This window comes from Streptomyces sp. NPDC051822 (genome assembly GCF_044452745.1).
GTDB lineage: Bacteria > Actinomycetota > Actinomycetes > Streptomycetales > Streptomycetaceae > Streptomyces.
This window is the reverse complement of record NZ_JBITBZ010000002.1, coordinates 136479-162300: the sequence shown is the minus strand read 5'-3', so window position 1 is coordinate 162300 and position 25822 is coordinate 136479. Positions and strand designations below refer to the sequence as shown.

The 25822-nt window shown below is 71.9% G+C and carries 26 protein-coding genes; 14 read left to right on the top strand and 12 right to left on the bottom strand.

Annotated features, from left to right (window positions below; translation table 11 throughout):
- Positions 1 to 5 precede the first annotated feature (5 nt).
- Positions 6 to 1205, bottom strand: a complete 1200-nt coding sequence (locus ACIA8N_RS06515) for an acylneuraminate cytidylyltransferase (RefSeq protein ID WP_365784739.1) — start codon at positions 1203 to 1205, stop codon at positions 6 to 8.
- A complete protein-coding gene (locus ACIA8N_RS06510; RefSeq protein WP_365784741.1) occupies positions 1205 to 2494 on the bottom strand; it encodes a DUF6716 putative glycosyltransferase in 1290 nt (429 codons plus the stop codon). Before ACIA8N_RS06510 ends, ACIA8N_RS06515 begins: the two co-directional genes overlap by 1 nt.
- A 219-nt stretch (positions 2495 to 2713) precedes the next feature.
- Between ACIA8N_RS06510 and ACIA8N_RS06505 the strand changes: the two genes are divergently transcribed.
- Both ACIA8N_RS06505 and ACIA8N_RS06500 read left to right on the top strand, forming a co-directional pair.
- Positions 2714 to 3742: a glycosyltransferase family 2 protein gene (locus tag ACIA8N_RS06505; RefSeq protein ID WP_365784743.1), complete on the top strand. Its 1029-nt coding sequence runs from the start codon at positions 2714 to 2716 to the stop codon at positions 3740 to 3742.
- Complete coding sequence (locus tag ACIA8N_RS06500; protein ID WP_365784745.1) at positions 3739 to 5052, top strand: polysialyltransferase family glycosyltransferase; 1314 nt, start codon at positions 3739 to 3741, stop codon at positions 5050 to 5052. The genes ACIA8N_RS06505 and ACIA8N_RS06500 overlap by 4 nt, the downstream gene beginning before the upstream one ends.
- Before the next feature lie 61 nt (positions 5053 to 5113).
- Here the strand turns inward: ACIA8N_RS06500 and ACIA8N_RS06495 are convergent, their stop codons facing one another.
- From ACIA8N_RS06495 to ACIA8N_RS06485, 3 genes are read right to left on the bottom strand one after another with little or no spacing between them, the layout of a single operon-like run.
- Positions 5114 to 5935 (bottom strand): MerR family transcriptional regulator, encoded by an 822-nt coding sequence (locus tag ACIA8N_RS06495; RefSeq protein ID WP_365784747.1) that lies wholly within the window; start codon positions 5933 to 5935, stop codon positions 5114 to 5116.
- A 37-nt stretch (positions 5936 to 5972) separates the two neighbouring features.
- Positions 5973 to 6629 (bottom strand): leucine efflux protein LeuE, encoded by a 657-nt coding sequence (leuE, locus tag ACIA8N_RS06490; protein ID WP_365784749.1) that lies wholly within the window; start codon positions 6627 to 6629, stop codon positions 5973 to 5975.
- A gap of 59 nt (positions 6630 to 6688) precedes the next feature.
- On the bottom strand, positions 6689 to 8269 hold the full coding sequence (locus ACIA8N_RS06485) for a methylmalonyl-CoA mutase family protein (protein WP_365784751.1): 1581 nt from the start codon (positions 8267 to 8269) through the stop codon (positions 6689 to 6691).
- A 118-nt stretch (positions 8270 to 8387) separates the two neighbouring features.
- Between ACIA8N_RS06485 and ACIA8N_RS06480 the strand changes: the two genes are divergently transcribed.
- Positions 8388 to 9278 carry a L,D-transpeptidase family protein gene (locus ACIA8N_RS06480; protein WP_365784753.1) on the top strand — a complete coding sequence of 297 codons (891 nt, stop codon included), beginning with the start codon at positions 8388 to 8390 and terminating at the stop codon, positions 9276 to 9278.
- A 156-nt stretch (positions 9279 to 9434) separates the two neighbouring features.
- Here ACIA8N_RS06480 and ACIA8N_RS06475 read toward each other — a convergent pair whose 3' ends face one another.
- Together ACIA8N_RS06475 and ACIA8N_RS06470 are read right to left on the bottom strand one after the other, a co-directional pair.
- Positions 9435 to 10628, bottom strand: a complete 1194-nt coding sequence (locus tag ACIA8N_RS06475; RefSeq protein ID WP_365784755.1) for a hypothetical protein — start codon at positions 10626 to 10628, stop codon at positions 9435 to 9437.
- The gene (locus ACIA8N_RS06470; RefSeq protein ID WP_365784757.1) at positions 10628 to 11317 is read right to left on the bottom strand and encodes an RNA polymerase sigma factor; all 690 of its coding nucleotides are present in this window, start codon (positions 11315 to 11317) and stop codon (positions 10628 to 10630) included. The genes ACIA8N_RS06475 and ACIA8N_RS06470 overlap by 1 nt, the downstream gene beginning before the upstream one ends.
- A 444-nt stretch (positions 11318 to 11761) precedes the next feature.
- Between ACIA8N_RS06470 and ACIA8N_RS06465 the strand changes: the two genes are divergently transcribed.
- Positions 11762 to 12508: a Clp protease N-terminal domain-containing protein gene (locus tag ACIA8N_RS06465; RefSeq protein ID WP_365784759.1), complete on the top strand. Its 747-nt coding sequence runs from the start codon at positions 11762 to 11764 to the stop codon at positions 12506 to 12508.
- Positions 12509 to 12523: 15 nt separating this feature from the next.
- Here ACIA8N_RS06465 and ACIA8N_RS06460 read toward each other — a convergent pair whose 3' ends face one another.
- The 3 genes from ACIA8N_RS06460 to ACIA8N_RS06450 form a co-directional block, all read right to left on the bottom strand.
- Positions 12524 to 13084: a hypothetical protein gene (locus ACIA8N_RS06460; RefSeq protein WP_365784761.1), complete on the bottom strand. Its 561-nt coding sequence runs from the start codon at positions 13082 to 13084 to the stop codon at positions 12524 to 12526.
- A 66-nt stretch (positions 13085 to 13150) separates the two neighbouring features.
- Positions 13151 to 13792, bottom strand: a complete 642-nt coding sequence (locus ACIA8N_RS06455) for a DUF4328 domain-containing protein (protein WP_365784763.1) — start codon at positions 13790 to 13792, stop codon at positions 13151 to 13153.
- 88 nt (positions 13793 to 13880) lie between these two features.
- The gene (locus tag ACIA8N_RS06450) at positions 13881 to 15515 is read right to left on the bottom strand and encodes a glycoside hydrolase family 20 protein (protein ID WP_365784765.1); all 1635 of its coding nucleotides are present in this window, start codon (positions 15513 to 15515) and stop codon (positions 13881 to 13883) included.
- 248 nt (positions 15516 to 15763) lie between these two features.
- On the opposite strand from ACIA8N_RS06450, the gene ACIA8N_RS06445 reads away from it, so the two are divergent.
- From ACIA8N_RS06445 to ACIA8N_RS06425, 5 genes are all read left to right on the top strand, one after another.
- Positions 15764 to 16399: a 2-oxo-4-hydroxy-4-carboxy-5-ureidoimidazoline decarboxylase gene (locus tag ACIA8N_RS06445; RefSeq protein ID WP_399415819.1), complete on the top strand. Its 636-nt coding sequence runs from the start codon at positions 15764 to 15766 to the stop codon at positions 16397 to 16399.
- 192 nt (positions 16400 to 16591) lie between these two features.
- A complete protein-coding gene (gene sdhC / locus ACIA8N_RS06440) occupies positions 16592 to 16972 on the top strand; it encodes a succinate dehydrogenase, cytochrome b556 subunit (RefSeq protein ID WP_073809812.1) in 381 nt (126 codons plus the stop codon).
- Positions 16973 to 16980: 8 nt separating this feature from the next.
- The gene (locus ACIA8N_RS06435) at positions 16981 to 17460 is read left to right on the top strand and encodes a succinate dehydrogenase hydrophobic membrane anchor subunit (RefSeq protein WP_030220568.1); all 480 of its coding nucleotides are present in this window, start codon (positions 16981 to 16983) and stop codon (positions 17458 to 17460) included.
- Positions 17461 to 17485: 25 nt separating this feature from the next.
- The gene (gene sdhA / locus ACIA8N_RS06430) at positions 17486 to 19240 is read left to right on the top strand and encodes a succinate dehydrogenase flavoprotein subunit (protein WP_030220565.1); all 1755 of its coding nucleotides are present in this window, start codon (positions 17486 to 17488) and stop codon (positions 19238 to 19240) included.
- The gene (locus tag ACIA8N_RS06425; protein WP_015035718.1) at positions 19240 to 19998 is read left to right on the top strand and encodes a succinate dehydrogenase iron-sulfur subunit; all 759 of its coding nucleotides are present in this window, start codon (positions 19240 to 19242) and stop codon (positions 19996 to 19998) included. Before sdhA ends, ACIA8N_RS06425 begins: the two co-directional genes overlap by 1 nt.
- 73 nt (positions 19999 to 20071) lie before the next feature.
- On the opposite strand, the gene ACIA8N_RS06420 is transcribed toward ACIA8N_RS06425, so the two are convergent.
- Complete coding sequence (locus tag ACIA8N_RS06420; RefSeq protein WP_365784768.1) at positions 20072 to 20620, bottom strand: MarR family transcriptional regulator; 549 nt, start codon at positions 20618 to 20620, stop codon at positions 20072 to 20074.
- Positions 20621 to 20740: 120 nt separating this feature from the next.
- Here ACIA8N_RS06420 and ACIA8N_RS06415 point away from each other — a divergent pair, with 120 nt between their 5' ends.
- Both ACIA8N_RS06415 and ACIA8N_RS06410 read left to right on the top strand, forming a co-directional pair.
- Positions 20741 to 21964 (top strand): MFS transporter, encoded by a 1224-nt coding sequence (locus ACIA8N_RS06415; RefSeq protein ID WP_365784770.1) that lies wholly within the window; start codon positions 20741 to 20743, stop codon positions 21962 to 21964.
- A gap of 33 nt (positions 21965 to 21997) precedes the next feature.
- Positions 21998 to 23104 carry a hypothetical protein gene (locus ACIA8N_RS06410; RefSeq protein WP_365784772.1) on the top strand — a complete coding sequence of 369 codons (1107 nt, stop codon included), beginning with the start codon at positions 21998 to 22000 and terminating at the stop codon, positions 23102 to 23104.
- Positions 23105 to 23217: 113 nt separating this feature from the next.
- Here ACIA8N_RS06410 and ACIA8N_RS06405 read toward each other — a convergent pair whose 3' ends face one another.
- Positions 23218 to 24003: an alpha/beta hydrolase gene (locus ACIA8N_RS06405; RefSeq protein WP_365784774.1), complete on the bottom strand. Its 786-nt coding sequence runs from the start codon at positions 24001 to 24003 to the stop codon at positions 23218 to 23220.
- Positions 24004 to 24140: 137 nt separating this feature from the next.
- Here ACIA8N_RS06405 and ACIA8N_RS06400 point away from each other — a divergent pair, with 137 nt between their 5' ends.
- The 3 genes from ACIA8N_RS06400 to ACIA8N_RS06390 are packed head-to-tail and all read left to right on the top strand — an operon-like array spanning position 24141 to position 25800.
- The gene (locus ACIA8N_RS06400) at positions 24141 to 24575 is read left to right on the top strand and encodes a hypothetical protein (RefSeq protein ID WP_365784776.1); all 435 of its coding nucleotides are present in this window, start codon (positions 24141 to 24143) and stop codon (positions 24573 to 24575) included.
- A 36-nt stretch (positions 24576 to 24611) separates the two neighbouring features.
- On the top strand, positions 24612 to 25004 hold the full coding sequence (locus ACIA8N_RS06395; protein WP_365784778.1) for a DCC1-like thiol-disulfide oxidoreductase family protein: 393 nt from the start codon (positions 24612 to 24614) through the stop codon (positions 25002 to 25004).
- A gap of 10 nt (positions 25005 to 25014) precedes the next feature.
- Positions 25015 to 25800, top strand: coding sequence for a TetR family transcriptional regulator (locus ACIA8N_RS06390; protein ID WP_365784780.1), 786 nt, complete (start codon positions 25015 to 25017; stop codon positions 25798 to 25800).
- The last annotated feature ends 22 nt before the right edge of the window (positions 25801 to 25822 follow it).

Here is a 25822-nt window from a genome sequence, read left to right as displayed (position 1 = left end):
GATCCTTAGGAGTTGGGGGTGTTGAGCTCGGGTCCGAGGAGCCAGGCGGCGATCTCGCGGATCGCGCCGGAGCCACCCGGGGTGACGGTGACCGCGCGGGCCGCGGCCCGTACGGAGTCGTGGGCGCTGCTCACCGCGACGGGCCAGCCGACGAGGTGGAAGCAGGGCAGGTCGTTGACGTCGTTTCCGGCGTAGAGCACGCGCTGCGGGTCGATGCCCTCGGCGTCGCACCACTCCTTGAGCGCCCGGTCCTTGCGGTCGATGCCGTGCAGAACGGGGATCTTGAGCTTGCGGGCGCGGGCCGCGACGACGGCGTTCTGCTCGGTGGAGAGGATGAGCACGGGGAGTCCGGCGCGGCGCAGGGCGGCGATGCCGAGGCCGTCGCCGCGGTGCGCGGAGACGAACTCGCGTCCCTCGGAGTCGAGATGGACCCGGTCGTCGGTCTGGGTGCCGTCGAAGTCGAGGACCACCGCGTCGATGTCGGCGAAGCCGGGGGTGGCGGGGGTGTCCAGCAGCGGCGCGAGGACGCGGGCGCGGGCCAGGTCGTGCGGGTCGTCGATCTCCAGGACCCGGGCGGGGTCGGTGACGACGAGCGCGGTGCGGCCGAAGAAGCGGTGCCGGTGGGTGCGGAAGCCGGGCGCGTCCATGGCGTAGACGGCGCCGGTCTCCAGGTACTCGGGCTCCCGGTCCTGCCGACGGGGGCGGTGGGCCTTGTCGTGGTTGACGCCCTCGGCGCCCTGGAGGGTGTCGCGCCAGAGGAAGCCGTGCGACGGGGCGGCAGTGAAGGCCGTGTCGGCGGCGCCCGAGGTGATGCGCTCGGCGGTCTCGGCGACCTCGGCGGAGCTGAGGAACGGGCTCGTGCACTGGACGAGGAGGACCACGTCGGCCGGGCGGCCGTGGGTGGCCTCGAAGGCGTCCATGGCGTGCAGGACCGCGGCCTCGCTGGTGGCGGTGTCGCCCGCGATCTCGGCGGGGCGCTGCACGGCCTCCGCTCCCGCGGTGCGGGCGGCCGCCGCGATGGCGGCGTCGTCGGTGGAGACCACGACGTGGGTGACGGGGCGGGCGCCGAGGCAGGCGTGGACGGCGCGGGACACCAGGGGGACACCGGCCACCGGCGCGAGGTTCTTGGCGGGGACGCCCTTGGAGCCGCCCCGCGCGGGGATCACGGCGAGCACGGTCGGGGTGCTCGGGTTCGTCGTCGGCATCACAGTTCTCCCAGGCGGCGGATGACGGGCGCGACGCGTTGCACGCCGTGGCGGTACGCGCCCCGCGCCGCGTCCCGGACGATCCGGCGGAGGCCGCTCTCGCGGGGCTCCTGCGCGGTGACGTCCAGGCGGTGGCGGGCGAGGATCCCCGGCAGGTAGCCGGGGGCGGTCTCCGCGGTGTAGTAGGGGGCGATCGGGGGCAGCACGGGAAGCGCCAGGAGTGCGGTGACCCGGTCGCGGGCCGCGTCGAAGGCCGCCTCGTACGAGCCGTCGGAGGCGACGCCCTGCCGGGCGAGCCAGGTCTCGTCGGGCGTCGGGGCGAGCCCCTTGTCGAGCCGGTCGAAGGAGGCGAGGAGGCCGGAGCCGACGAAGTGGTGGTTGCCGAGTGCCTCGCGGACCCCGAGGTCGGTGAGGATCGCGGTGGGGATCCGACGGTGGAGGGCTTCGAGGGCGGCCGTGGAGGAGACGGTGACAAGCAGGTCGGTGCGGTCGAGGACCTCGCCCATGTGCCCGTACACCAGGCGGAAGTTCGCGGGCGGTTCGAGCTCTCGGACCAGCTTCTGGAAGGGGAACTCCTCTAGGTGCGTGGTGTGTTCGCCCGGCTTGGAGCGGAGCTTGAGGAGCACCTCGCGCTGCGGGTGGAGCCGGGCGTGCTCGATCAGCCGCCGCAGCACGTAGGCGCGCTCGGTGCGGGTGGCGGGCACGGACGGCTGGGCGGCGAAGACCAGGGTGTCGCGGCCGGCCTCGGGGGTGTGCGGGGTGCCGCCGAGGAACGGCAGGGCGGCCTCGACGACCGAGTCGGCTCCGGCGCCCACCCCCTCGTACACCGCGCGGAAACGCTCCGCGTCGTGAAGGGAGTTGGCAAGCACCACATCGGCGCCGTGGCGGAGCAGCAGGCCGTCGGTGAGCTTCTCGTAGACGACGCCGACGTAGCCGGTGACGATCACCGGACGCCGGTCGAGGCCCAGATCGGCCAGGCCCTGGAGGACGGCCCGGACGGTGCCGCCGACGAGGGCGAGCACGACGACGTCGTACCCCTCGCCGCGCGCCTCCGCGTCCCGTACCGCACGCAGGAAGTCCGCGCCCGTCACCTCGCGCGGGGTGGTCGTGGACACCCCTGTCTCGGCGAGCTGGCGCGCGGTGGGCGTCGCCCGTCCGCGGAGGACGAATCCGGTGGGTTCGGCGGTCGCCGTGGTGATGCGGCGCGCCGTGAGGGCGCCCCATTTCCACCGGGTGTCGGAGTCGGCGAGTACGGCGACCCGTACCGCTTCTCTGTTACTTCCTTGCACGTCGAGGACGCTAGAAGGGCATTCCGCTTTCCGGCCCAACTGGACCACAACAAACGGTGAACAGAGCCTCTCCGCCGGTTGAAGTGGCCCGCGTTCCGGACTTTCCGCGGCCGATTTCCCTTGCGGGTAAAGGCGGTTAATCGTCCCGCCGCTTGGTGTTCACCGAACGGCTGCCCGCCGGTCGGTGGGAATGCCGGGGCGGCGCCTAGCGTCGGCCGGGTGGTCAAGCTCTCCGTCGTCGTGCCGTTCTTCAACGTGCAGACATACGCCCCCGACACCCTCACCAGCCTGCGGGCCAACGCCCGCGAGGACTTCGAGTTCCTTCTTGTCGACGACTGCTCGTCGGACGGGACTCCGGAGCTCCTCGAACGGGCCGCGCGCGAGATCCCGGGTGCCGTCCTGATCAGGCACGCGCACAACGAGGGCCTCGCCACGGCCCGCAACACCGGCCTCGACGCCGCCCGCGGCGAATACCTCACCTTCCTCGACGGGGACGACTGGCTCGCCCCCGGCTACTACGCCCGCCTGGTCGCCGCCGCCGAGGAACTCGGCTGCGACTTCCTGCGCACCGACCACGTCTCCGTCACCGGCAGGAACCGCGGGATCCGCCGCGCGCCGGTCCCCCGCCGCGGCGAGGTGCTGAACCCTCGGGACGCGATCCTGCCGGCGCACCGGACGACGTCGGTCGACTACCCGTACGCCTGGGCGGGGATCTACCACCGCCGGCTCCTCGACCGCGGCCTGCTGCATTTCCCGCACGGGCTGCGGACGGCCGAGGACCGGCCGTGGATCTGGAAACTGCACCGCGAGGCGGAATCCTTCGCGGCGATCGGCGAACTCGGCGTCTTCTACCGGCGCGGAGTGGCGACCTCGCTCACCCAGATCGGCGATGTACGGCAATTGGATTTCATCCGCGCATTCGACCAGGTGATCGAGGAAACGGCGAGGGACGCGGACGCGGACCTGCTTCTCCCGAAGGCCGTCCGCACCTATTGCGCGGTGATCTCCCATCACATCGGATCCATCGAACGGTTCGAGCCGGACGTGGCACGCCAGCTGAAGGCGATGAGCGCGGGAGCCCTGCGCAGGATGCCGCAGGGGGTTCTCGACGAGGCGCTCTCGGCGATGGGCGGGGACCGCGCGACGATGCTGCGCAGACTGCGCCGCCGCCGCCCGGCCCCGCCGCCCTCCGCCCCGGACCAGGGCGCCGGCGACCGCTCCGCCTCGACGTCGGAGGCCGCCGCGTGAGCACCCGCCGGACCACCCAGATCTTCTGCGCCTCCACCCTCTACGGAGCGGTGACGATCGCCGCCGCCCTCGACAGCGGCTGCTTCGCCACCGCCGGCCGCCGGATCCTCCTCGTCACCAACAACGCCGCCGTACCGGAGACGACCCCGCCGCTCGACGAGGCCGAGGGCTTCGACCGGCTGCGTGGCCGCTTCGACTCCGTCCTGTCGTGGAACGAGACGATCTCCCCGCTCCACCCGGGCGGCTGGACCCCGCGCCCCAGCGACCTGCCGCTCCTCCAGCGTCATCTGCGCAAGCTCTGGAACCTCGGCGACGACCGCGTCGAACTCGCCCTGGAATCCCCGCAGGTGACACCCGCGCTCGCCATCGCCCAGCTGCTGCCCGACGCGCCCGTCACCGTCTACGCGGACGGCCTGATGAGCTACGGACCGACCCGCAACAAGATCGACCCGCTGATCGGCGGACGCGTCGGCCGGCTCCTCCACCTGGACCTCGTCCCCGGACTCGCACCGCTGCTGCTCGCCGAGTTCGGGGCGGTGGCGGAGACCGTACCCACGGAGGCGTTCACCAAGGTCGTCGAGGAGCTGACGGGCCCCGCGGCAGCGGGGGACGGACCCGCCCTGCTCCTCGGCCAGTACCTGGCGGCGCTCAACCTGCTGACCGCCGCCGAGGAGGAGGAACTGCACCTGCGGATGGTCAGGGGCGCCATCGCCCTGGGCCACCGGCGGCTCGTCTTCAAACCGCACCCGACGGCCCCCGACGCCTGGTCGCGGACGCTGGTGCGCGAGGCGGCGGACCTCGGCGCCGAGCTGACGGTCGAGGACCGGCCGGTGCTCGCCGAGGTCCTCTACGGCGAGCTGCGGCCCGCGCTCGTCGTCGGCTGCTTCTCCACGGCGCTGATGACCGCGCGGACCTTCTACGGGCTGCCGGTCGCCCGGGTCGGCACCGGCACCCTCCTCGAACGGCTCACCCCGTTCCAGAACAGCAACCGCATCCCGCTCACCGTCGTGGACGCCGTCGTGCCGCCCCTGGAGGAGGGCGCGGCCGCTGTCCCCGAGATCGGTACGGACCAGCTGAACGACCTGGTCGCGGCGGTCGGCTTCGCGATGCAGCCGAGGATACGGCCCGAGCTGCGGGAGCCGGCGGTACGGCACCTGTCGGGCCCGCTCGCCGAGCGCACCCGGCACCACTTCACCCGCCGCCGCCTCACCGTCCTCAACCTGCCCGGCGGCATCCCGCTCCCCCGCCACCCCAAGGTCCGCCGCCTCGCCCGGCGCGCGCTGCGGCTGCGCAGGGCGCTGAAGAGGTAGCGGGTACGACGGCGGGCCCGGGACCCGTGCGGGGGCCCCGGGCCCGCAGGCGCGTGCGCGGTCAGGCGCGGACGATCGCCTCCTGGATCTCCGTCACCCACTGCGAACGGTCCTCCGGGCACTCCAGGTACAGCTCGCGGGCATGGCGCTGCGAGCGGTAGCCGTTGGCCTCGATCCAGCGGGCGAGGGTCTGGGCGGTCGGCAGGACGGTGTCCATCGAGCCCCGGTGGACGACGGTCGCCGCCTCCTCGACGGCGGGCAGGACCCGCACCTCGACGCCCTCCACGGCCGTGCCCTCGGGGACGGTCATGGCGGCGTGCACGACGACCGAACCGTCGCCCTTGCCCGCGTCCTCGTAGTACGCGATCCCCGGGCCGAACCCGGTGATCCCGGCCTCTTCGAGCCGTCCGCACAGCTCCTCGTACAGCGGTCCGATGACCGGGGTGATGTCCTGCGGACCGAAGCTCGCGGCGACCGCGCTCAGCTCGGCGACGCGCACGGCGGGGATCTTCTTGACGACGACGTCCTGGGTGGACATGCGTCCCTCGCTCTCGATGGCTCGGAGCCGCGCGCCGACCTGGGCGAGCCGGGCCCGCGCCTCCGCCATGGCCGCTTCCAGCTCGGCCTGGCGCATGCGCAGCATTCCCCGCAGCTCGTCCGCGTCGATCCGCTCGCCGAGGATCGCCCCCACCTGTTCGAGGGTGAAGCCGAGGTCCTTGAGCGCGATGACGCGGTTGAGCCGGGCGAGCTGGTCCGCCGTGTAGAAGCGGTAGCCCGTGTGCGGGTCGACCCGGGCCGGGCGCAGCAGTCCGATGGCGTCGTAATGGCGCAGCATCCGGACCGACACCCGCCCGTGCCGGGCGAAGTCTCCGATGGTGAACATGACGACCCCTACGGAACGGCCTCACACGGTGTGAGGGTCAAGCGGCGCTGCTGAGGGAGAGCTTCGCGGCGAAGCCGAGGAAGAGGGCGCCCGCGGCGGAGGTCGCGCCGGCCGAGAGGCGCCTGCGGCGGCGGAAGGTGGCGGCGAGCCGGGTTCCGCCGAATATCAGCATCGTGAGGTAGAGGAAGCTGCCGATCTCCAGGAGCGTGCCGAGGACGAGGAAGGACAGCGCCGGGTAGGCGTAGCCAGGGTCCACGAACTGCACGAAGAAGGAGATGAGGAAGAGGATCGCCTTGGGGTTGAAGAGGCTGATGATCAGGGCGCGGCGGTACGGGTTCTCCCCCGCGGCCGTCGGAGCCTGCGCCGTCTCCTCCGCCTGGGTGTCGTTCCGCTCGCGCCACATCGACCAGGCCGCCCGCAGCATCCCGTACGCCATCCAGGCCAGGTAGCCCGCGCCCGCGTACTTCACGATCATGAAGAGCAGGGGGGTGGTCTGGAGCAGTGAGGCGGCGCCGAGCGCGGCCAGGGTCATCAGGACGGCGTCGCCGGTGAAGACGCCGGCGGCGGCCTTGTATCCCGTGCGCGTGCCCTTGCGGGCGGCGACGGACAGCACGTACAGCGAGTTCGGCCCCGGCAGAAGGATGATGAGGACGAGGCCCACGAGGTAGGTCGGAAGATCGGTGACACCCAGCATGAGGCGGATCCTCGCACACGGGTACGACAATCCGCCTCAGGGTTCCGCATACCGGAAGATCAGAAGGCGTCGGTGGGGACGTACGTGCCCCAGACCTCGCGCAGCGCGTCGCAGACCTCGCCGACGGTGGCGCGGGCCCTGAGGGCGTCCTTCATGGGATACAGGACGTTGTCCGTGCCCTGGGCGGCCTTCTTCAGCGCGGCCAGTGCCGTGTCGACGGCCGCCTGGTCGCGTTCGGCCCGCAGTCTCGCGAGCCGGGCGGCCTGCTGGTCCTCGATGGCGGGGTCGACGCGGAGGGGTTCGTAGGGCTCCTCGACGTCCATCGTGTAGCGGTTGACGCCGACGACGACCCGTTCGCCGCTGTCGGTCTCCTGGGCGATGCGGTAGGCGGAGCGTTCGATCTCGCCCTTCTGGAAGCCGCGCTCGATCGCGCCGACCGCGCCGCCCATCTCCTCGATCCGGCCCATCAGGTCCAGCGCGGCGGCTTCGACGTCGTCGGTCATCTTCTCGACGACGTAGCTGCCGGCGAAGGGGTCGACGGTGGCGGTGACGTCCGTCTCGTGGGCGAGGACCTGCTGGGTGCGCAGGGCGAGGCGGGCGGACTTGTCCGTCGGCAGGGCGATGGCCTCGTCGAAGGAGTTGGTGTGCAGCGACTGCGTGCCGCCGAGGACGGCCGCGAGGCCCTGCACGGCGACGCGCACGAGGTTGACCTCGGGCTGCTGGGCCGTGAGCTGGACGCCCGCGGTCTGGGTGTGGAAGCGGAGCATCAGCGACTTGGGGTCCTCCGCGCCGAACTCCTCCTTCATGACCCGCGCCCAGATCCGTCGGGCGGCCCGGAACTTGGCGACCTCCTCCAGGATCGTGGTGCGGGCCACGAAGAAGAAGGAGAGCCGGGGGGCGAAGTCGTCGACGTCCATGCCGGCGGCGACGGCGGTGCGGACGTACTCGATGCCGTCGGCGAGGGTGAACGCGATCTCCTGCGCGGGCGAGGCTCCCGCCTCGGCCATGTGGTAGCCGGAGATCGAGATGGTGTTCCACTTCGGGATCCCGGTCCGGCAGTACTTGAAGATGTCCGCGATCAGCCGCAGCGAGGGCTTCGGCGGGAAGATGTACGTGCCGCGGGCGATGTACTCCTTGAGCACGTCGTTCTGGATCGTGCCGGTCAGCTTGTCCGCCGGGACGCCCTGCTCCTCGCCGACGAGCTGGTAGAGCAGGAGGAGCAGGGCGCCGGGGGCGTTGATCGTCATCGACGTGGAGACCTTGTCGAGCGGGATCCCGTCGAACAGGACGCGCATGTCCTCGATCGAGTCGATCGCGACGCCGACCTTGCCGACCTCGCCGGAGGCGATCGGCGCGTCGGAGTCGTGGCCCATCTGCGTCGGCAGGTCGAAGGCGACGGACAGGCCCATGGTGCCGTTCGCGATCAGCTGCTTGTAGCGGGCGTTGGACTCGGCGGCGGTGCCGAAGCCCGCGTACTGCCGCATCGTCCACGGCCGGCCCGTGTACATCGACGGGTACACGCCACGCGTGAAGGGGTACGCGCCCGGCGCGCCCAGCTTCTCCGCGGGCTCCCAGCCGTCCAGGGCCTCGGGGCCGTAGACCGGCTCGATGGGGAGTCCCGACTCCGACTCGCGCGCCATGTGCTGCCTCCCTCTAGACCTGTGCCCTCACAGGATGCTCGGTTCCTGGTCGGCGCGCGCAACCACACGCGCCCGGGAAGCATCCCTAGGTGTACACGACACGTCCCGGGGGGCAACGATGAAGCGGTCTTCTTCCGTCATACGCGGCATACGCAGAGCAGTACTGGCCGCGGCCTCGGTCGCCCTCGCGACCGCCTGTACGGCCCAGGCGGCCGGTGGCGGTGGCGGCGGCTCCGCGAGCCCGACGAAGACGCCCGCGACCACGGCCCCCGCGCCGACCGCCACGCCGTCCGACGACGGCAAGGCCCCCTCCGCGTCCACCACACCGAGCAGCGAGGCGTCGACCACGGGGGCACCGACCACCGAGGCGCCGAGCCCCGAGGTCATGATGCGTGACGGGGACGAGAGCGAGCAGGTCCGTGAGCTCCAGGCGCGGCTGCGCCAGCTCGGCGACTTCGACCGGGCGCCCACCGGTTTCTTCGGGACGATGACGGCCCGTTCGGTCAAGGCCTTCCAGAAGAAGCAGGGGCTGCCGGAGCGGGGCTGGGTCGACGCGGCGACCTGGCGGAAGCTGCTCGGGGCGAGCCGGAAGCCGACCGCCGACGAGCTGAAGCCGTCGACCACCAACCAGCTGGACACCCCCGACGCCCGGTGCATGACCGGCCGGGTGCTGTGCATCAGCAAGGAGAGCCGGACCCTCGCCTGGATGATCGACGGCAAGGTCGTGTCGGCCATGGACGTCCGCTTCGGCTCGGAGAACACCCCGACCAGGGAGGGGACGTTCAGCGTGGGCTGGAAGGCCCGCGAGTGGACGTCGACGATCTACCACACGCCCATGCCGTACGCGATGTTCTTCAGCGGCGGCCAGGCGGTGCACTACTCGTCGGACTTCGCGGCCCGCGGCTACAACGGGGCCTCGCACGGCTGCGTCAACGTCCGGGACCGGGCCAAGCTCGCGGCCCTCTTCGACCAGGTGAAGGTCGGCGACAAGGTCGTCGTCCACTGGTGATCCGGGAGGGAAGAGGAGAGGGCGCGGGTGGGACCGGGGGAACGTGTCCCACCCGCGCCGGGTGCGCGGAGCCGTAGGTACGGGGGGAACCCCGGCTCACCGCGCGGCCGATGACCAGTCGGCTCACTCCATACTGCGCCGTCGCGCCGAGAAGTGTTACACCGGCAGCGGAACGCGTGCGGGGGTCGTCGTTTCCGCCGTCGTTCCGGCCGTGGTTCCGGCCGTGGTTTCCGCTGCCGTTTCCGGTGCCGTCGAGTGGACGGTGGCGCGGGTGTCCGGGACGGTTTTCGCGGCCCGGCCGCTGCCGCCGCCGCGCTCGTCGTCCCGGCCGCCGCCCTTGTGGCCGCCGGGGCGGTCCTGGTCTTTGTCGTCGTCGGGTTCGGGGTCGGAGTCGCCCTTGGCGCCGTCCGTCGCGCCGTCCCCGCTCTTGCCGCCGTCGTCGGGCGCGCCCGTACCGCCACCGCCGCCGAGGATCCGGTCGCAGTAGCGGCGGAGGGTCTCGCCGCCGCGCAGGTTGTTCGTGAGCTGCTTCCGGCCGGTGGCGTCCAGCCTGCCCGCCCGGTACTCCCGGCAGGCCTGCACGGCCCGCTCCAGGGAGGTCGTACCGCCCGGGCTCACGCCCGTACCTCCGGGGCCGGAGGCGTCGCCGCCCGGGTCCGTGGACGGGCCCGCCGTGCTCCTGCCCGGCTTCGGGGTGCCCTGGTCCGGGGTGCCGGTGCCCTGCCCGTCGGGGCCCGGGGTGGGCGCCGTGCCGGTGCCGGTGCCGGCGGACGGGGAGACTCCGGGGGCGGGTTCGCCGCTGCCGCCCGGGGCCGTCGGGGGTGCCTCGCGGTCCGTGCGTATGCCGGGGTCCTTCGAGACGAGCGGGTCGGGTGTCTCCCCCGCCGTGACGGAGCTGGCGGGCGCCGGACCGACCAGGGGCAGCACACCTGTTCCAGCGGCGACGGCGACCCCTCCCACGGTGACGGCGGCCACCGCGGCGGCGATTCCGTACCGCAGGGAGCGTCCCCAGCGACGGGCCGGCGCGACGACGGGCGCGAGCCGGACCCGGCCCAGATCGGCGTGCTCGGTGCGGACGGTGGCGGCGGTCGCGGCGGTCGCGGCACCGGTCACCGCGCCGGCGCCGGCGCGCTCGGCGGCGGCCTTCCGGAAGGCGGCGAGCGCGGCGGCCTCGCCGGGCAGTTCGGTGCGCCCGGCCGCCACGACGGCCTGGGCGCGGGCCGCGTCGAGGGCTCCGGCGAGGCGTTCGGCCTGCGTGCGGGCATGGTCGCCGACGGCCTCGACCGGCTCACCGCGGAGCAGCCGCTCCGCGGCCTCCTGATCGAGCCACTGGTACCGCTCGTCGGCCATCACATGTCCTTCTGCGTACGCGGACGTGATTGCGTCACACCGCGGGGGGTCACGGCCCCCGGCGCACGGCCGCGTTGCGGAGGCACACCGTCCAGTGAGACGACGGGCTCACCGGTGCCGTCCGGTCCGTCCGTCCCCGCGCCGGCACCGAGGAGTTCGGCGAGCTTCTTGAGGCCCCGGTGGGCGGCGGTGCGCACGGCACCGGGGCGTTTGCCCAGGGTGTCGGCGGCGGTCTTGGCGTCCAGGCCGACGACGACGCGCAGGACGACGGCCTCGGCCTGGTCCTGCGGGAGCTGGGCGATCAGCCGCATGGTGTCCCCGGTGGCCAGGGCCTCCAGGGCCTCGTCCACGGTGTCGGACGCGGCGGGCTTGTCGGTCAGTTCGGTCTCGTCGGCGCCGACGGCAGGCCGCCGCCCGCGCATCCGTATGTGGTCGAGGGCGCGGTTGCGGGCGATCCGGGCGGCCCAGCCCCTGAAGCGGTCCGCGTCGCCGTCGAAGCGGTCGAGGTCGCGGGCTATCTGCAGCCAGGACTCGGAGGCGACGTCCTCGGCGTCGGTGTCGCCGACCAGTGTCCGTATGTAGCCGAGCAACCGTGGATGCACGGCGCGATACACAGTACGGAAGGCGTTCTCGTCCCCGTCCTGCGCAGCGAGCACCGCGGCCGTCAGCTCCGCGTCGTCCCCCAGCACTCCCCAAACCCTGTTCGTCGGTCGCGTCGGTCGCTTCATCGCGGCTGGTCACCACCGCCCACGCCGCCTCGCGCATGTGCACGCTACGTCGTGTTCCGGCGCCGCGTCCACGCGATCCGGGGTCTTTGTGCAACTTGCAACCTCCGGGTGATGACGTGCCGCTCGGGTGCCGGACGCGGGGTGCGGTCGCGGTGTGACAGAAAACGCAGGCTCGGCGCTGAATGGAGTACGGAGCCGTGCTGCGGCTCCGTGGACGACGACCGGGGCCTCTCCTGTGGGGGGTGGCGGCCCCGGTCGTCTCCCATTTCCCCCTCCTTTTCCCGCGCCTCTCGCGCTTTTCTCCTTCTCTCCCGGCCTGGGCTCTCGCCTGCCCTGGGCGCAGCCCGACCCCCCACTGTCAACGACTGGTTGACAGTGGATGGGTGTCAACCTAGGGTTGCACTCATGACGAATCCAGTCGTTCCGACCGTTCCCGTCCGCCTCGACGAACTCATCGACGCGATCAAGAAGGTCCACCCCGACGCCCTGGAGCAGCTCTCCGGCGCCGTCATCGCGGCGGACCACCTCGGCGACGTCGCCGACCACCTCATCGGCCACTTCGTGGACCAGGCCCGGCGCTCCGGCGCCTCCTGGACCGACATCGGCCGCAGCATGGGCGTCACCCGCCAGGCGGCCCAGAAGCGTTTCGTCCCCAAGGAGCCGGACGCGGAGAAGATGGACGCGAACGCGGGGTTCAACCGCTTCACCACCCGGGCCAGGAACGTGGTCATGGCCTCCCAGAACGAGGCCACGGCCGTCGGCAACGCCGAGATCACCACCGGCCACCTGGCACTCGGCCTGCTCGCGGAGCCCCAGGGGCTCGCGGCGTTCTGGATCATGTCCCAGGGCGTGACCCTGGACCAGGTCCGCGAGGCCGCCTCGGCGACGCTGCCGCCGGCCGTCGAGGAGCCGCCCACGCTCGTCCCGTACGACGCGGCGGCGAAGAAGGTCCTGGAGCTGACGTTCCGCGAGGCCCTGCGCCTCGGGCACAACTACGTCGGAACCGAGCACATCCTGCTCGCCCTCCTGGAGCACGAGGACGGGCAGGGCGTCCTGAGCGGGCTCGGCCTGGACAAGGCCACGGCGGAGCGGGAGATCTCCGAGACGATCGCCTCGGTCGCGATCCAGGCCCCGGAGTCCCCCCAGGCCTGAGCCGGCCCGGAGGAATCAGGCGGTGCGGGCCCGGCGCGAGACGACCGCGCGCAGCACCCGGCCGCCCTCGACGGAGAGTTCACGGGCCCGGCGCAGGCCGGTCGGGCCGTGGGCGGCCGATTCGAGGACGGCCTGCTGGCGGCGGAGCTCCCCGGCGAGCAGCGGGCCCGCGCCCTCGGCACTCCCCGCACGGCAGCGCTCGACGAGGCCGTCGGACACCTCGGCGGCGTCGTACCGGCCGTGCAGGACGAGAGCGGTGACGGAGCACTCGCCGGCCCAGGCGCGGAGGGCGTCCGCGGTCCAGGCCTCGGGAGCGGCGGCCAGCATCCCGTGCACGGCCCCGGCGTCCTCCGTGCCGTCGGCGCCGAGTTCGGCGCGGGCCTTGGCGACGGCCTCGCCCCAGGCCTGTCCGTCGCCGCGCGCGACGGCCGCCCACACGGGCCGCAGGACGTCGCCGCGGTCGGCGGCGAGCAGCGGGAGACAGCGGTCGAGGCAGGCGAGGCCGGCCGCGGCCAGCCCCCGCTCGTCGGCCCCGTCGATCAGTTCCAGCAGGCTCCGGCCGTTCCCCGACGTCATGGACGCCTCCTCGCCACCCGATGCGGACGCAGTACTTCCACTACTGCGCCCGGGGGCGCTTTTTCGTCACTGCGCGGCCGGAATCATCCCAGTGGCCTTGGCATGCTGCATAGAGGTCAGACGTCGGACAAAGAGGATGGCGAGGACGGCGGCGACGATGTCGAGGGCGTAGCCCGCGAGGGACCAGGTGGACGCGGTGTCGTACTCGGCCACGGTCTGCGCCGACTGGAACAGCTTGCCGGAGATCCAGTTCGTGATGTTGGCGGCGAGCAGACACGTCCACCAGCTGTTGAGCAGCGTCAGCTCGCGCTTGCCGTCGGCGGCGTACGGCTCCCAGCGGCTGGCCCGCCAGATCTCGACGGCGACGGCCCGCGGGATCCAAAAGTTGCCGATCGGGATGAACCAGCCGCCGATCGCATAGCCGGGCTTCCGGGTCTGCAGGTCACCGGCCCAGACCTCGGCGTTCTTCCGCAGTCGGTAGAACCAGACGATGAAGACGACCGCGGTGGCCACGTACACGGTGAACGCCATGCTGTACGCCACGCCGAGGTTGAGCGCCCCGACCCCGGCGGGACCGGTGGAGAGAGGGTCCTGCGCCGTCAGGTCACGGACGTCGACGAGCCCGAGCAGGACGTCGAAGACGATGTTGCCCGCGAGCAGGGCGATGACGGCGTACGAGAGGCCGTTCGGGTTTCGGAGTACGAGCACGTGGTTCCCCCCAAGGAACGTGCGGCGGCCAGGCGGCCGCCGCCGGGGGAACGTACGCGATCCGGAGCGCTCGCGTCCATGACGGAGCTCAGCGCACCTTCGCCGCCAAGGCCCTGAACTCGTCCCAGGTCAGCGTGGGTTTCGTCGGGTTCCAGACCTTCTGGGCCAGTGCCGTCAAGGGGAGCCGGATGCCCTCCGCCACCTGCGCCTGGGTCTGCGCGCGGGACAGGTCGCACCAGACCGCGAAGCGGGCGCCCAGGATCTGGGAGTCGTACCGCGCGGGGACCGGGGCCGTGCCGCGCAGGACGAGCGGCGTCCACTGTTCGTAGATGCGGCGGCCCGTGGGGTACGTGAACTGGTTCGGCTCACCGAGGACGTAGTAGAGGTACTCGTCGTTGAGGTTCACGACCTTGCGGCCCTCGGCCAGGTACTCGGCCGGCGGCCTGGCCCCGATCTCCTTGCCGGTCCAGTACTCGACCTCGATGCCTTTGTCGGCGTGGACGACGCCGCCGCGGAAGAAGCCGTCGTTCCAGGCCTTCGCCGTCTTGCCGGTGCCGCGCACCACCGCCGCGCGGTCGTTCAGCCAGCCCTCCGCCAGGTCCTGGACGCGCGCCTGGGCGCCGTACTTCTGGCGGGCCGCCGTGGCGAGCTGCGGATAGGAGGCCTCGGGCGAGCGGACGGTCAGCGCCTGGTACTCGTCGGCGCCGACGTGGAACCAGCCGCCGGGGAAGAGCGCCGCGTACTCGCGCAGCAGCTCGTCGACGAGCCGCGCGGACGCCGGCTTGGAGATGTCGATCGCGCCCTGGCGCGGGACCCCCTGGACGTTGCGCAGCTGGAGGTCCGGGTACGCGCGCAGGACGGCGCCGAGGTGTCCCGGCGAGTCGATCTCGGGCACGACGGTGATGTGCAGGCTCCGCGCGAGGGCGAGGATCCGGCGGATCTCGGCCTTGGTGAGGTGCTGGGCCGAGACGATCTCGGGATGGGTGTCCGAGGCGATCCGGAAGCCCTGGTCGTCGGAGAAGTGCAGACCGAACTGGTTGAGCTTGAGGTCGGCCATCTCCCGGAGCCGCGCCTCGATCCACTCGGCGGTGAAGAACTTGCGGGCGATGTCGAGGTTCAGTCCGCGCTGCGGCTTCGCGGGGGCGTCGGTGACGGTTCCCTCGGGCATCGCGCCCGAGCCCTTCACCGACTGCTTGAGGGTGCGGGTGCCGTAGAAGACGCCGGCCTCGTCGGGGCCGCTGATCCGGACCCGGTTGTCGCGGACGGTGAGGGTGTACGACTCGGGGGCGCCGCCCTTCGCCCCGAGGGCCAGCTCGACATCCCCGGGGCCCGCGGCCACGGCGCCGCGGTAGGGGATGCCCAGCTCCCCGGCGAGCAGTCTGCCCTCGTCGGCGAGGGCCGCGCTGTTCGCGGCGACGACGACCCCGGCGGTCGGCGCGGGCTTCCAGCCGGGCCCGCGCGCGGCCTCGTGGTCGCGGACGGCGGGGACGGTGCGGGGCGCGGTGGAGAGGGGGTAGGTACGGGTGGGCGTGGGCGTCGGGCTCGGCGGCGCGCTGGTGGGCACGGCGCTCGTCGACGTACCGCCGGACGATGTCCCGGGCGAGGCGGGACTGGGGGCTCCACTCGGCGATCCGCCGGAGCAGGCCGCCACGGTGGCCAGTGCCACCGCGGTCGCCAGGAGTGCGGGGCCCTTGTGGGGCGCCCGTATGGAGTACCGCATCATCGGAATCCTCCCGTACGGCGGACGGTCCGGCCAATCGGGGGAACGGACCCGCTCATCCGTCACTCATACAGTCCGTCCCCGTCCATCGGTCACTCACCATGCGTCACTCGTCTCTCATGACTCATGACTCATGACTCATGACTCGTGACTCGTGACGGAACCGGATCTTCCGTCACTTGTTCCGAAACTCTCCCTTCCGGGTGAAATTCGCGCATCCGTCGGACACTTCCCTCATCCCGTCGATAACGTTGAGTCACGTCCACCCCACCCGTCCCGGAGTACCGGAGCCCACGCTGACCAGCGACACCCACGTCCCCCGCCGGAAGCCGGGCTCCACGGACACGTCCGCCACCGCGGTCATACCCGCTCAGAACAAGGGCCCGGCCCCCCACGGACCCCTGCGCGGGCTCACCGGCTTCAACGCCGCCACGCCGGTCGAGGCCGAGGCGCTGCTCCTCTCCTGCTGCCACAGCCTCCGTTGGGCCGAACGGGTGGCGGCGCATCGCCCGTACCCCACCCTGGACGCCCTGCTCGCCGCCGCCGACGAGGCCGGGTACGACCTGTCCCGCGCCGATCTCGACGAGGCCCTGGCCGCCGAGTCCTCCGCGCTGCCGCACCCGGACGCCCCGCCGGCCGCCCGGACGGCGCTGCGGGCCGCCCACGCCGCGTACGAGAGCAGCTTCGGACACGCGTTCGTGATCAGCCTCGACGGAGTGCGTCCCGGGGAGCGGCTCGACCAGGTTTTGGCAGGCATCCGGTCACGTCTCGGCAACGAAGCCGAGGAGGAACGGGTGATCGCCGCCGACGAACTGAGGCGGCTCGCCCGCGCCCGGCTGGCCTTCCGGCTCGCCGAGAGGCTCACGCCGCGACACTCCGGACCGTGATTCCGTCCGGAATGCGGCGATTCCGGTCTCCGCGATAGCCCGTCCGTGCCTGTTTGATCACACCGATGGACCCCGCGCGAGCGAACCGACAAGTCGTCGCTACGATGACCGGGGCCGGTGGACCGTACCCGGCCGGGTCAGACCGACACTGAAGCCGGCCGACCCTGATCCCCGCTCCCGGAGGGTTTTTCCGTGCCGGCTGGAACGCTGTACCGCGGCCGGGAAGGAATGTGGAGCTGGGTGGCTCATCGAGTCACCGGCGTCCTCATCTTCTTCTTCCTGTTCGTACACGTGCTGGACACCGCTCTCGTCCGCGTCTCCCCCGAGGCGTACGACGAGGTCGTCGCGACCTACAAGACGCCGATCGTCGCTCTCCTCGAGTACGGCCTCGTCGCTGCCATCCTCTTCCACGCGCTGAACGGCCTCCGGGTCATCGCCGTGGACTTCTGGTCCAAGGGCCCGCGCTACCAGAAGCAGATGCTCTGGACCGTCGTGGGCATCTGGGTCGTGCTGATGGCGGGCTCGCTGTACCCGATCCTCGGCCACGCCGCACGTGAACTGTTCGGGAGCTGACGCCAGATATGTCTGCTGACACCACCTCCTCCACGATCGGCCCCGTCGAGGGCGGCGCCGTCTACGACGTGGACAACCCCGCGCCGTACATCGAGGCCCCCCGCAAGCGCACCGGCAAGACGCCCAAGGCGACCCGCGGCAACTTCGAGATGGCCGCGTGGCTCTTCATGCGCCTCTCGGGCATCGTCCTGGTCGTCCTGGTCCTCGGCCACCTGCTGATCCAGCTCTTCCTGGACGGCGGCGTCTCCAAGATCGGCTTCGCCTTCGTGGCCGGCCGCTGGGCGTCCCCGTTCTGGCAGGTCTGGGACCTGCTGATGCTCTGGCTCGCCATGCTGCACGGCGCCAACGGCCTCCGTACCGTCATCAACGACTACGCGGAGCGGGCCAACACGCGCCTGTGGCTCAAGGGCCTGCTGTACACCGCCACGGTGTTCACCATCCTCCTGGGCACGCTGGTGATCTTCACCTTCGACCCGAACATCCGCTAGGCACGGGGCTGAGGTAATCCACGTCATGAAGATCCACAAGTACGACACCGTCATCGTCGGCGCCGGTGGCGCCGGCATGCGCGCCGCCATCGAGTCGACGAAGCGCAGCCGCACCGCCGTGCTGACGAAGCTCTACCCCACCCGCTCCCACACGGGCGCCGCGCAGGGCGGCATGGCCGCCGCGCTCGCCAACGTGGAGGAGGACAACTGGGAGTGGCACACCTTCGACACGGTCAAGGGCGGTGACTACCTGGTCGACCAGGACGCCGCCGAGATCCTGGCGAAGGAGGCCATCGACGCCGTCCTCGACCTGGAGAAGATGGGCCTGCCGTTCAACCGCACCCCGAACGGCACCATCGACCAGCGCCGCTTCGGCGGTCACTCCCGCAACCACGGCGAGGCCCCGGTCCGCCGGTCCTGCTACGCCGCGGACCGCACCGGCCACATGATCCTCCAGACGCTGTACCAGAACTGCGTCAAGGAGGGCGTGGAGTTCTTCAACGAGTTCTACGTCCTGGACCAGCTGATCACCGAGATCGACGGTGTGAAGCACTCCGCGGGCGTCGTCGCGTACGAGCTGGCCACCGGCGAGATCCACATCTTCCAGGCCAAGGCCGTGATCTACGCGTCCGGCGGCACCGGCAAGTTCTTCAAGGTGACCTCCAACGCGCACACCCTGACCGGTGACGGCCAGGCCGCCTGCTACCGCCGCGGTCTGCCCCTGGAGGACATGGAGTTCTTCCAGTTCCACCCGACGGGCATCTGGCGCATGGGCATCCTTCTCACGGAGGGCGCCCGCGGTGAGGGCGGCATCCTCCGCAACAAGGACGGCGAGCGCTTCATGGAGAAGTACGCGCCGGTCATGAAGGACCTCGCGTCCCGTGACGTCGTCTCCCGCTCCATCTACACGGAGATCCGCGAGGGCCGCGGCTGCGGTCCCGAGGGCGACCACGTCTTCCTGGACCTGACGCACCTTCCGCCGGAGCAGCTCGACGCCAAGCTCCCGGACATCACCGAGTTCGCCCGTACGTACCTCGGCATCGAGCCGTACACGGACCCGATCCCGATCCAGCCCACCGCGCACTACGCCATGGGCGGCATCCCGACGAACGTCCAGGGTGAGGTCCTCTCGGACAACACCACGGTCGTCCCGGGCCTGTACGCGGCCGGCGAGGTCGCCTGCGTGTCGGTGCACGGCGCCAACCGCCTCGGCACCAACTCGCTGCTCGACATCAACGTCTTCGGCAAGCGCTCCGGCATCGCCGCCGCCGAGTACTCCGCCAAGCACGACTACGTCGAGCTGCCGGAGAACCCGGAGTCCCTCGTCGTCGCGCAGATCGAGAAGCTGCGCAACTCCACGGGCAACGAGCGGGTCGCCGACCTGCGCCGTGAGCTCCAGGAGACGATGGACGCCAACGTGATGGTGTTCCGTACGGAGCAGACCATCAAGACGGCCGTCGAGAAGATCGCCGAGCTGCGCGAGCGCTACGAGAACGTGTCCATCCAGGACAAGGGCAAGCGCTTCAACACGGACCTCCTTGAGGCCATCGAGCTGGGCAACCTGCTCGAACTGGCCGAGGTCATGGCCGTCTCGGCCCTGGCGCGCAAGGAGTCCCGCGGCGGTCACTACCGCGAGGACTACCCCAACCGCGACGACGTCAACTTCATGCGCCACACCATGGCGTACCGCGAGGTCGGCGAGGACGGCTCCGAGACCGTCCGTCTCGACTACAAGCCGGTCGTCCAGACCCGCTACCAGCCGATGGAGCGTAAGTACTGATGGCTACCCCCGTACTGGACAAGGTGGAGAAGGACTCCGCGGCCTCCCCGTACATCACGGTCACGATGCGGATCCGCCGCTTCAACCCCGAGGTGTCGGACGCGTCGGTCTGGGAGGACTTCCAGATCGAGATCGACCCGAAGGAGCGTGTGCTCGACGCCCTCCACAAGATCAAGTGGGACGTCGACGGCACGCTGACCTTCCGCCGCTCGTGCGCGCACGGCATCTGCGGCTCGGACGCGATGCGGATCAACGGCAAGAACAGGCTCGCCTGCAAGACGCTGATCAAGGACATCAACCCCGAGAAGCCGATCACGGTCGAGGCCATCAAGGGCCTGACGGTCCTCAAGGACCTCGTCGTGGACATGGAGCCGTTCTTCCAGGCGTACCGGGACGTCATGCCGTTCCTGGTCACCAAGGGCAACGAGCCGACGCGCGAGCGTCTGCAGTCCGCCGAGGACCGCGAGCGCTTCGACGACACCACCAAGTGCATCCTGTGCGCCGCGTGCACGTCGTCCTGCCCGGTCTTCTGGAACGACGGCCAGTACTTCGGTCCGGCCGCGATCGTCAACGCGCACCGCTTCATCTTCGACTCGCGTGACGAGGCGGGCGAGCAGCGCCTGGAGATCCTGAACGACAAGGACGGTGTGTGGCGCTGCCGCACGACGTTCAACTGCACCGACGCGTGCCCGCGTGGCATCGAGGTCACGAAGGCCATCCAGGAAGTGAAGCGCGCGCTGATCACGCGTCGTTTCTGACCTTCCGGCAGGTGGCTGGGCCCCGCTTCCCTCACGGGAGGCGGGGCCCTTCGCCGTTTCCGGCCGGCCCCGGTCAGCCGCCCCAGTGGCGGACGTTCTCGCCGCTCTCCGCCTCGGCCATGACCCGGCGCAGCAGGTCGTTGAGGAGGATTCGCTCCTCGGGGGCGAGGACGCCGAGGAGGCGCTCCTCCTCGTGGCCGAGGACGTCCATCGCGCCGAGCCAGGTCTCGCGGCCCGCGGCGGTGAGTTCGACGACGACCCGGCGCCGGTCGGTCGTCGACTGGGTGCGGCGGACGAAGCCGCGCTTCTCCAGGGCGTCGAGGCGGCCGGAGACGGAGGCGGGGGCCAGGTCGAGGTCCTGGGCGAGTTCGGAGGGCGCGGCGCTGCCGCCCCGGCCGGCGATCTTGTGGAGCGTGTCGAACTCGTGGCGCTCCAGGTCGAAGTCGACGAGGGACTGCTCCCTGACCCGGCGGAGGTGGACGGAGAGCTTCTTCATCCGGGTGACGGCGCCTTCGACGACGGGGTCGAGGCCGGGCAGCACGGGCTGCCAGCGGGCGACGTGGTCGTCGGTCCAGTCGCGCGGTTCGCGTGGGGTACGCGGTTCCTCGGGGGGCGTCGCCATGAGCTGATCGTACGTCGGCGGGCGTCGCCACGAGATGACGTCGCAGGGGGCGCGGGCTCCCGGGGAGGCGAGAGAAGTATTTCGTTGACGAATTATTCGTTGCCGAAATAGTCTCGTGTCATGCCTGTGCCACCCGTTCGCACACCCGCTCCCCCCGTCGCCCCCCACCCCCTGCGCACCCGCTCCTTCCGGCTGCTCTTCACCGGCCGCACCCTCTCCCTGCTCGGCGACGCCGCCATCCCCGCCGCCCTCGCCCTCGCCGTCCTCGACGCCACCGGCTCCACCTCCGCCCTCGCCCTCGTCCTCGGCTGCGCCATGATCCCCAGGCTGCTCCTGCTGCCGCTCGGCGGAGTCGTCGGCGACCGCTTCGACGCCCGCACGGTCGCGCTCACCACCGATCTCGTACGCTGCGCCACCCAGCTCCTCGTCGGCGTCCAACTGCTCGGCGGCTCCCCGAGCCTGGCCGTCCTCGCGGTCGCGGAAGCCCTCGGCGGCGCGGCCGGAGCCTTCGCCATGCCGACCGGGTCACCGCTGGTCAAGGGCACCGTGGCACCCGAGGCCCTGCACCGGGCCAACGCCGCCATGGGGATCGCCCGGAGCGCCACCCGGCTCGGCGGGCCGGCGCTCGCGGGCACCCTGGTCCTGACCGTGGGCCCGGGCTGGGCGTTCGTCCTCGACGCGGCCACCTTCGCGCTCAGCGCCCTCCTCCTCACCGCCGTACGGGTGAACCGGGTGCCGATCCCCCGCCGCTCGCTCCGCGCCGACCTCAAGGAGGGCTGGCAGGAGGTCCGCTCCCGTGACTGGTACTGGACCAGCCTGATCGGACACAGCGCGTGGAACGGCGCCGCCGCCGTCCTGATGACCCTCGGGCCCGCCGTCGCCGTGCAGCGGCTCGGCGGCGGCGGGACCTGGGTCGTCCTGCTCCAGGTCGGCGCCTTCGGCTTCCTCGGCGGCGCGCTGCTCGCCCACCGGGCCCGGCCCCGGCGCCCCGTCCTGACGGCCAACCTCGGACTCGCCACGTACGCCCTGCCGCTGGTGCTGCTCGCGGTCGCCGCACCCGCGCCCCTGACGATCGCCGCCTACGGCCTCGCGCAGGCAGGGCTCGGATTCCTCTCCCCCGTGTGGGAGACCGCCGTCCAGCGGGCCGTGCCCGACCACGCGCTCGCCCGGGTCACCTCGTACGACTGGCTGCTCTCCCTGGCCGCCATGCCCCTGGGGTACGCCCTGGCCCCGCTCGCCGCCTCCGCCTGGGGGCCCGAGGTGCCGCTGTTCGCGGCGGCGGTGCTGGTGGGCGGCTGCTGCCTCGGCACCGCCCTGGTGCCGGGGGTGCGGCGGTTCACGTAGAGCCTGTCAGTGCGGGCCCCTACCGTCGTACGCATGGTGGGGATCACGGGCCCGGGCAGCGGCCTCGACGAGGCGGTCGAGCGGGAGCGGGCCGGGGCGGCGGGCGCGCTGCGGGAGTTCCTCGACTCCCTGGACACGGCGGGGCGGCGGGAAGCCGCGCTCGCGCTCCACCGGCGCGTCTGCCGACGGTCGGACGAGGAACTGGCGAGACCCGCGCTGGCCGCCCTGGCCCGGCAGGAGCTGGGCTGGTCGGTCGCCGAGTCCGATCTGCTGCTCGCCCGGCTCCTGGGGAGGGACGCGGAGGTCGCGCCGCACGAACTGGAGGAGTCGTTCCTCGCCCTGGTGCCGATCGCCGTGTCGGCGGCGGACCAGGCCGGGGACTTCGACCGGCCCGGCATCCGGGTCCTGCGCGCGATGGCCGCATCGCCGCGGGTGCCTCCGGCGGACCTGTCGGGCCCGCTCCGGGACCGGATGGACGTCCTGCTGGACCGGGAGTCCCCTGTCGGCACCGGCCTGCTGCCCCGTCATCTCCTCGACGGGCATGACGACTACGGCCCGGCGATGCGGGCCGCGCACGGGGATCTCCTCGCCGGCGGCGGAGTGGCGGCGTTCCTGGCGCACTGCGCCCTGCTTGACCGGCCTTCCGCCACCGGGCGGTGGCGGAAGGAGTCGGCCGCGCGGCTCGCGGAGGCCGCGGCCGGGGCGGAGGTGGTGCGGCGGCTGTTGGAGGGGATCGCCGTACAGCCCGCGCACCGGGTGAACGATCCGGATCCGTACGGACCCGGGACGCCGACCCTGGCCTACGCGGCCAACACCTCGCTCGTCCGGGGCCTTTTGTGGGCGGCGCTCGACGTGGACGCCGACTGGGTGGTGCCGACCGTCGGGGCCGTGGCGCTCCACGCGGGCACGGGCGCAAAAAGCTCCGGCGGCGTCTGCCGCAGTCAGCCCCTGGCCACGACCGCCGTCGCGGTGCTCGGCGCGTGCGGGGGCGTCCGGGGCCCGGAGGCCGTGCGGTGGCTCGGGCGGCTGGAGGGGGAGGTGTGGAACCGGACGGTGGCGAAGGGGATCGCCAGGGCGCTGGAGGCCGTCGCCGTCCGAGTCCGATCCGGGTCTGCGCCGAAGACGCCGGTGAGGCCTTAGGTCGTGTCCGGAAAGTAGCGCCGTCTACCCGAAGGGCAGGAGCCGCGGCGCGCGTGCCAGGCGTCGCGGCTCAGGTGGGACTTTCCGGACACGGCCTTAGCGGGCGGCGGGCGTCACCGCGCGGACGCGCTGAGCGCGTCGACCTCGGCGAGGAAGTCCGCGAGCAGGCGGGTGGTGTCCTCCGGGCGCTCAAGGGCGGGGAGGTGGCCGGCCCAGTCGAGGTCGACGCGGCGGGCGGCGGGCAGGAGGCGGCCGAGGTCGTCGGCGACCGCCTGGAAGTCGGGCACGTCATGGGCGCCGGACACCACCAGGGCGGGGACCTCGATGCCGGCGAGCTCCTCCGTCGTGACCCCGGGGTTGACGGGGTGGCACTCCTCGGGGGCGGCGAGCTGCACCTCGAAGGCGTGCCGCTGCATCTCCCGTACGAGGGCGCGGGCGTCCTCCCCGGCCTCGGGGCCGAGCCAGGTGTCGACGTTGAGCTCGACGGCGCCGTCGAGGTCGCCCGCCTCGATCATCGCGTCCTCGCGGGCGCCCCAGGCCCGCAGTTCGTCGCTCGGCTGCATCACGGGGGTGCCGGAGGCGAGCAGGGCGAGGGCGGAGACGTGGCCGGGGTGGCGGGCGGCGAGTTCCAGGGCGACCCGGCCGCCGAAGGAGGAACCGACGACGACGGCCCGCTCGATGCCGAGGTGGTCGAGGAGGTCCCGGACGTCGTCGGCGTGGGTGTGCGCGGCGTCCATGGGGCTCTCGCCGAAGCCGCGGAGGTCACAGCGGACGACCCGGTGCCCCACCTCCGCGAGTGCGTGGAACTGCGCGTCCCACATGCGGCGGTCACAGACCCCGGAGTGCAGCAGGAGAACGTTCGAGGTGCCGGTGCCGGCCGTGTCATGAGAGAGCGTCATTCGACTGACCCTAGGCGGCGGGAGGGGTTTTGGCCATCGCCTTTCCGAGCGTCACGCGACCGCGACTTGAACACGTTCAAAGAGAGGTCTACAGTCATGACCGCCAGCTTTTGAACGCGTTCAAGGGAGGGTGGGGCATGGACCTCACTGTCATCGCGTACATCGTCTACCTGCTGATCAGCGTGGCCCTGACCATCTGGGTCGCCCGCACACTCAGCCGCAACGGAAGGATCTTCCTCGCGGACGTCCTGCACGGGAACGAGAAGCTCGCCGAAGCGGTCAACCACCTCCTGGTGGTCGGCTTCTACCTCGTCAACTTCGGCTTCGTCGCCCTCTACCTGAGCCAGGACGAGGCCGTCCTCGACGCCCGTGCCCTCTTCGAGGCGCTCTCCGTCAAGCTCGGGGTCGTCCTGCTCGTCCTCGGCGTGATGCACCTCGGGAACGTGTACGTCCTCAACAAGATCCGCCGCCGCGGCGTCATGGAGCGCGAGCAGGTGCCGCCCGTCCGCCCGCAGGGCTGGACCACCACGCCCAAGGCGGGTCCCTGGACCCCGCCCGCACCCCAGGGCTGACCCGCCGTGCAGGCCCCGACCGCGCCGACGATCCCCGTGGGACGTCTGACCGTGCTGTACGACGCCGACTGCCCGCTCTGCGTGCACCTCAGGCACTGGCTGCTGCGGCAGCGACAGCTCGTCCCGCTCGACCTCGTACCGGCCGGGTCGCAGGAGGCCAGGCGCCGCTTCCCGGACCTCGACCACACCGCCACGCTGCGGGAGATCACCGTGGTCGGGGACCGGGGCCAGGTCTACCGGGAGACCGCCGCCTGGATCGTCTGCCTCTGGGCGCTCGCCGAGCACCGGCCCAGGGCCCACTGGCTCGCCACCCCCGCCGGGCAGCCCTTCGCCCGGATGACCGTGCTCGCGGCGGCCAAGTGGCGCGCGGCCCTCAAGGGTCCGGGCTGCGAGGACGGGCACTGCGAGGTGCCCGGTCCGCCCGGCTAGGCTCGGCCTTGTGAAGGACGTGAAGGAAGAGAAGCAGGCCGACGAGAAGAAGGCCCCCAAGAGCGAGCAGACCCGCACGCTCATCCTCGAGACCGCGCTCCGGCTGTTCAAGGAGCGCGGTTACGACAAGACGACGATGCGGGCCATCGCCCAGGAGGCCGGGGTCTCCGTCGGCAACGCGTACTACTACTTCTCCTCCAAGGAGCACCTCGTCCAGGGCTTCTACGACCGGATCGCCGAGGAGCACCAGGCGGCAGTCGAGCCCATCCTGACCGGCGCCGACAAGGACCTCACGGCGCGGATCCGCGGGGTCTACCTCGGCTGGCTGGACATCGCGGAGCCGTACCACGAGTTCGCGGCCCAGTTCTTCAAGAACGCCGCCGACCCGGACAGTCCGCTCAGCCCCTTCTCGCCCGAGTCGGAGGGCCCGCGCGAGGCGGCGATCGAGGTCCACCGGCGGGTCATCTCCGGCGCCTCGGTGAAGGTCGACCCGGAACTGGCCGAGGCGCTGCCGCGGTTGCTGTGGCTCCAGCAGATGGGCCTGGTGCTGTTCTGGGTGTACGACCGCTCGGAGGGCGCGGTCAACAGCCGCCGCCTGGTGGAGCGGCTCGCGCCGGTCACCGCCCGCGCGATCTCGCTCTCCCGCTTCCGGGTCCTGCGCCCGCTCGTGAAGGAGACCCACGAGCTGCTCTCGGACTTCATGCCGACGGCAGCGGGAATGGCGGCCTCGGGCAAACCCAAGAAGCGGGCCGACCCGAAGCCGCCGAAGCCGTCGAAGACGTCGAAGTCGCCTTAGCCGCCGTAGCCGTCCGAGGATT